This window comes from Mesobacillus sp. (assembly GCF_047739415.1).
Taxonomy (GTDB): domain Bacteria; phylum Bacillota; class Bacilli; order Bacillales; family Cytobacillaceae; genus Mesobacillus.
On sequence record NZ_JBIQOE010000165.1, the window covers coordinates 37,069 to 43,691 of the forward strand.

At 42.5% G+C, this 6,623-nt stretch carries 5 protein-coding genes; 4 read left to right on the forward strand and 1 reads right to left on the reverse strand.

Annotated features, from left to right (window positions below):
* Positions 1–23 precede the first annotated feature (23 nt).
* Together ACH0QE_RS12965 and ACH0QE_RS12970 are read left to right on the forward strand one after the other, a co-directional pair.
* A complete protein-coding gene (locus tag ACH0QE_RS12965; RefSeq protein WP_415801055.1) occupies positions 24–1,145 on the forward strand; it encodes a tripeptidase T in 1,122 nt (373 codons plus the stop codon).
* Positions 1,146–1,627: 482 nt separating this feature from the next.
* Complete coding sequence (locus ACH0QE_RS12970) at positions 1,628–2,110, forward strand: chemotaxis protein CheW (RefSeq protein ID WP_415801056.1); 483 nt, start codon at positions 1,628–1,630, stop codon at positions 2,108–2,110.
* 59 nt (positions 2,111–2,169) lie between these two features.
* Here ACH0QE_RS12970 and ACH0QE_RS12975 read toward each other — a convergent pair whose 3' ends face one another.
* A complete protein-coding gene (locus tag ACH0QE_RS12975) occupies positions 2,170–3,882 on the reverse strand; it encodes a methyl-accepting chemotaxis protein (protein WP_415801057.1) in 1,713 nt (570 codons plus the stop codon).
* 191 nt (positions 3,883–4,073) lie between these two features.
* Here ACH0QE_RS12975 and ACH0QE_RS12980 point away from each other — a divergent pair, with 191 nt between their 5' ends.
* Entirely contained in the window at positions 4,074–5,366 is a 1,293-nt protein-coding gene (locus tag ACH0QE_RS12980) for a DNA polymerase IV (RefSeq protein WP_415801058.1), read from the forward strand.
* A gap of 132 nt (positions 5,367–5,498) precedes the next feature.
* The coding region (gene gndA, locus ACH0QE_RS12985; RefSeq protein ID WP_415801059.1) for an NADP-dependent phosphogluconate dehydrogenase at positions 5,499–6,623 on the forward strand (1,125 nt) is incomplete at its 3' end.

The window sequence follows — 6,623 nt, forward strand, 5'->3', positions numbered from 1 at the left end:
TACATAATTGGAGGTCGGCTAGGATGATTAATAACGAACGTTTATTGAATGAGTTTTTAGAGCTAGTCCAAATTGACTCTGAAACAAAGTATGAAACTGAAATCGCACGTGTCCTAAAGAAAAAATTCGAGGACCTCGGAGTAGAGGTTTTCGAGGACGATACAACTGCACAAACTGGTCACGGAGCAGGAAACCTGATCTGTACTTTACAAGGTACAAAAGAAGGTGTAGATACAATCTATTTTACTTCTCATATGGATACTGTCATTCCTGCCAAGGGGGTTAAGCCATCCATTAAGGATGGTTATGTCGTGACTGATGGAACGACAATCCTTGGAGCTGATGATAAGACTGGACTAGCGGTCATGCTTGAGACAATCCGCGTCCTCAAGGAACAATCAATCCCGCATGGAACGATCCAGTTCATTATTACTGTTGGGGAAGAATCAGGCCTCGTTGGCGCAAAAGCACTGGATTCTTCTTTGGTAAAAGCGAAGTATGGATATGCACTTGATAGTGACGGTAAGGTTGGAAACATTATTGTTGCAGCCCCAACGCAAGCAAAAGTAGCAGCTGTCATCCATGGTAAAACTGCTCACGCAGGTGTTGCTCCAGAAAAAGGTGTTTCCGCTATCACGATTGCTGCCAAGGCTGTCGCAAGAATGCCGCTTGGCCGTATTGATGGGGAAACTACTGCTAATATCGGACGTTTCCAGGGCGGTACACAGACAAATATCGTCTGCGACCATGTAGAAATCCTTGCAGAAGCACGTTCTCTTATTCCTGAAAAGATGGAAGCGCAAGTGGCGAAAATGAAAGAGGCATTCGAATCAGCTGCACAGGAAATGGGCGGGAAGGCAGATGTCGATGTCCAGGTAATGTACCCTGGATTCAAATTCGGAGAAGGCGACCTGGTCGTTGAGCTTGCCAAAAAAGCAGCCGCAAAAATCGGCAGAAGCTCAGAATTACTGCATAGCGGTGGCGGAAGCGACGCAAATGTCATTGCAGGCTTTGGCATCCCAACAGTCAACCTCGCTGTAGGATACGAAGAAATCCATACAACAAATGAAAGAATGCCAATCGAAGAGCTCAATAAGCTTGCTGAGATGGTCATCGCATTGATTGAAGAAGTAGCAGCACAATAAGATTGAAGGGCTTCCTTGTCGGGGAGCCCTTTGTTTATTTTAGAGTTAGGGGAATATTAATTCTATTTTAGAACGTTCTAAAACCATTATAGAGAGGAAGCCATATGAAAAAATGTCCAAAGAGTTTTAATAGACATTTTTAAAAGAGGAAGTCCTCGAAATGTCCAGTAAACAAGTTTTAATAGACATTTTGGAACGAGTGAGCCATCGAAATGTCCAGTAAACAAGGTTTAATAGACATTTCGGCAAGAGTGAGCCACCTAAACGTCCAATAAACAAGTATTAATAGACATTCTGGATAGAGGAAACCATCAAAATGGCTATTAATACATGCTCGTTCATCAAAAATCCTAAAGGTGACCTTATTGAATCCGATATAATACTTAGAATGACCTGCATATCAATTACAGCATTCATCAGTGAACCATTTAATTTACATACATAGAGTGATAGACAGAAATTTATAAAGGATGTGGACTCACATGGCTGAGAGCAATAAGACGGTAGTTTTTCAAGCTGGGAATGAAGAATATGCATTTCCGATTCTGTATGTCGTTTCCATTGAAAAAATGGAAGGAATGACAGCGATCCCGCATATGCCTGATTATGTAACAGGCATCACGAAGGTAAGGGGAGACTTGATTCCGGTCATTGACCTGGAAAAGGTGCTATACAACCGGGAAATTCAAGTTGAAGACAAAACCAGGCTGATTGTGATCGAGACAGCGGAAATTTCAATCGGAGCCCTTGTGAGGGATGCAAAGGAGATTCTTGAGGTTCCGGCGGAGAATCTAAAGCAGCCGGGCCTTATCGCCTATCAAAAGACAAGTTTCATTTCGGGTGTAGCTAATTTTGATAAACGGATGATCATGTTGATCGACCCGGAAGCATTGATCCAATCACTTGAAGGCATCAAAGAAATAAAGGAATATATGAAAAATCAAAAGCAAGAGTTACTTAACTAGAGCAATTCCTCGTAAAGAATTGAAAACAAGCTGACCCCACCAGGTCAGCTTGTTTTTGTCTATAACTTAAAACTGGAGAATGACTTCCTCAGGTCTTCAGCCATGCTTGATAGTTTGCTGGATGATTCCAATAGCTCCTGCATCGTTGCATTCTGTTCTTCTGTTGTTGCTGCTACCTGTTCAAGGAATAGCGCGGATCTTGAGGATGCGGTAATCACTTCATTGGCAGACTGTGCCATTGATTCCATCTTTTCATTAGCATTGATGACTGCATCGCTTACCGTGTTGCCGTTTATGCTTACTTCCTCAATCGATTCGGCAATCTCCGCGAAAATGGTGGCTACTTTCTCCACAAGCTCATTGCCTTTTAGTACGGTTTCCTGGCTTTGATCCATGACGCTTACGGCCTGGTTTGTTTCTTTACCAGTCTGCTCAAGGATGGTGCGGATACTGTCTGCCGCACCAGCGGATTGTTCAGCGAGTTTGCGGACTTCCTGGGCGACGACACCGAACCCTTTTCCATGCTCTCCAGCTCTTGCCGCTTCAATTGCAGCATTTAATGCGAGTAAATTGGTTTGGTTTGAAATATCGGTGATGATTTCAATGATTCTATGGATTTCCTGAGAATTGTTTTTCAGAGAATGGATCACATTCGCTAACTCGGATACTTTTCCATTGATTTGATCCATTTGTTCAGTCACGTTTAACGCATACTGTTTTCCTTCCTCAATTTTATCCTTTGTACTAGAGGTTGTATAAAGTGTCTCTTTTAAGGACCCTGTAACTTCAATTAATTGTGAAGAGACATTTTCTACCGCTTCATTTGTTCGCTCGGAAATCTTCACTTGTTCGTCAGAAGAAGATGCCACCTGCATGATCGATGTTGTAATTTCATTGTTAGCCTCAGTCGTAGCTTCTGCATTGAGTTTAAGTTTCCGTGACATTTCGTTTACCTGGTTAGAAGACGTCATAATACTCGAAATGGATGCTTTCAAATTACCTGATAATTGGTTCATAGCCAAAATGATTTGGCCGACTTCATCCTTGCTCTTCGCTTCCAATGCTTGGACATTTAATTCACCGGCAGCGAGTTTTTTGCAGTATGCGACTACATTTTTAAGGCTCTTGCTAATGTTTCGGGAAACAAAGTACATGGATACAGATGAAATAATGAATGCGAATATGATAAGGATAAAAGTATTTCGGATCATCGAAGCTATTGAAGTATGGGTTTCCTTCATTATTTTTGTTCTGTCATCAAGGATCGTTGTCCTGATGGCACTTAACTTCTCGATGTTCATATCACGGATTGTTTCTGCTTTGTTCGTCAAGCTGATCTGGGTATAAATATCAACCTGTTCAAAGTTCTGTTGGAATTCCGAGACAGTCTTCAAGATGTCTTCTTCCCACACTTTATCCATATGCTGGTCTATATTCATGATTGCAGTAAGTAAAGTTTTTGCTTCTTCTGATTTTACATATGTTTGCAGTTTTTTCGATGAAGCACTGAATTGCTCAGCCTCTTTTTCATACGCCGCAAGTAGCTCTGGCTTTGGTTCTGTTATGTAGTCTGTGATAATAATATATTTCTGTCGGAAAGAAGAACCCATCTCACTAATCATTATGGCATAATCACTTTTCTCCTCAGCAAGATTAATCGCTTTTTGGAGATCGGTTAAAACCGTTGATAAATAAATAAAGCTGGCCAGGAAAATGACCATAATGAATGCGAAAACGCTTGCATATTTTCTGCCAATCGACCAATGTTGCATTTCGTACGCCCCCGTCTTTTCTTTGTCATATACTTTTATATCGGTCTTTTCCAATATATCTTTAAAGTATTATTCGATATCTTCACATAAAGTTCATAAATTCAACTTTGGCTATTAATCAGTCTTTACGCAAGTATTGAAGCCCTTTTTTTGTTAAACTAAGAGGGAACGTATATTTGGGAAGTGGGATCATGAAAGAAATGTATCCAAAAAAGGGCAGAGTCATTTTGCATGTTGATATGAACAGCTTCTATGCTTCTGTAGAAATGGCTTACGATCCTGATTTGAAGGGCAAGCCACTGGCAATTGCCGGCAATCCAGAAGAAAGACGCGGAATCATTGTCACTTGCAGCTATGAAGCGAGGAAATTCGGCGTCCGGACAACCATGCCTTTATGGGAAGCCAAGAAGCTGTGCCCTGACTTAATCATAAAAAAACCGAATTTTGACAGATACCGTACAGCATCCGCTGCAATGTTCGATATTTTGCGCCAGTACACAGAGGTAGTCGAACCCGTTTCAATTGATGAAGGATATGTGGATATAACGGAATGCTCCGACCTCGGAGCGCCTCTGGAGATAGCTGAAAGCATTCAAAAAAGAATCCTTGAACAGTTGGACTTGCCGTGCAGCATAGGTGTTGCCCCAAATAAATTCCTGGCGAAAACAGCTTCGGATATGAAGAAGCCAATGGGGATTACCGTTTTAAGAAAACGTGACATTCCAAAGGTCCTCTGGCCGCTCGAGGTCGGGGAAATGCATGGAGTAGGAACAAAGACAGCGGACAAACTAAAAAGTATAGGAATCGATACAATTGGCGGATTGGCGGAAGCGAATGAAATCCAGCTTAAAGGACTGCTAGGCATCAACGGAATAAGATTGAAAGAAAGAGCAAATGGCCAGGACAACCGCCAGGTGGATCCGGATTCTGTGTACGATTTTAAAAGCATCGGCAATTCGACTACGCTGCCACGGGATATATCGAATCAACTTGAGCTCCTGAAAGTTCTTGATCGACTGTCGGAGCAAGTAGCTGCAAGGATGAAGAGGAAAGAAGCGGTCGCCACAAGCATTAGTGTAATGATTCGATTCAAGGACAGGAAGACGATCACACGAAGCCAGAAACTGCAGAATCCTGTATCTAAGCAGGACGAAATAGCCGCAGCAGCCAAAACACTTTTTCTGAAGCACTGGAATGGAGACCCTATCCGGCTGCTAGGGATTACGGGCACCGACTTGCTTGAAGCCGACAAAGCAGTCAAGCAGCTCGACCTATTCTCTTATGAGCAGGATGCGAAAAAGGAACCTCTTATCAATACGATGAGCCAGTTGCGTGAGAAATACGGAAAAAATATCATTGAGAGTGCTGGCTCACAGGTGAAAAAGACTCCAACTAAGGAGAATACCGGGGCGGGGACGAGTTTTAATAAGGATTTCCTTCAGGACCGCAGAAGAAGTAATGAAAGTGAGAAAAAAGATATTTAATGGAGGTTTATCGGCAACAGCTTAAGTCAAAATAAAGAGGAACAAACCAGATTGTTTGCAACCTTATATGTACCTTGTTAAATTAGTGTGTATGATTTAAAAAAACAGTTTCATAAAGGAGGAAGCAGAACTATGTCAAAACAGCAAATCGGTGTCATTGGTCTCGCTGTCATGGGTAAAAACCTGGCGATGAATATAGAAAGCAGAGGTTATTCTGTATCTGTATATAATCGATCAAGGGAAAAGACGGATGAAATGCTTGACGAAACGAAAGGCAAGAATATCGTCGGAACTTATACTATTGAGGAATTTGTTCAATCGCTTGAAAAGCCGCGTAAAATCCTGCTGATGGTCAAAGCTGGTGCAGCGACGGACGCGACAATCGAGCAATTGAAGCCTCATTTGGAAAAGGGCGATATCATCATTGACGGTGGTAATACATATTTTGCTGATACCCAGCGCCGGAACAAGGAATTGAGCGAGCTTGGGTTTCACTTTATTGGTACCGGTGTATCAGGTGGGGAGGAAGGTGCACTTCACGGACCTTCGATCATGCCTGGCGGACAAAAAGAAGCCTATGACCTGGTCGCACCTATTTTCCAGGATATATCTGCAAAAGTTAATGGTGAAGCATGCACGACTTACATTGGCCCGGATGGAGCAGGTCATTATGTAAAAATGGTCCACAACGGAATTGAATATGGCGACATGCAGCTAATTTCAGAATCTTATTTCATGTTAAAGCATGTTCTTGGATTAAGTGCCCAAGAGCTTCATGAAGTGTTTGCGGAATGGAACAAAGGTGAGCTTGACAGCTATTTGATTGAAATAACGGCTGATATTTTTACAAAGAAGGATGACGAGACTGGCAAGCCGCTTGTTGATATGATACTTGATACCGCTGGCCAAAAGGGTACTGGTAAATGGACAAGCCAGAGTGCGCTTGACCTTGGAGTGCCGCTGCCAATTATCACAGAATCGGTTTTCGCCCGCTTTATCTCCGCTATGAAGCAGGAGCGTGTGGAAGCAAGCAAAGTCCTTGCCGGTCCTGAAGCAAAACCATTTAATGGTGACCGTGAGGCATTTATTGAATCAATCCGCAAGGCACTTTACTTAAGCAAAATTTGTTCTTACGCACAGGGATTCGCACAAATGAGAGCGGCGTCTGAAGAGTATAACTGGGATTTGAATTATGGCGATATCGCGATGATCTTCCGTGGAGGCTGCATTATCAGAGCGCAGTTCCTTCAAAAAATC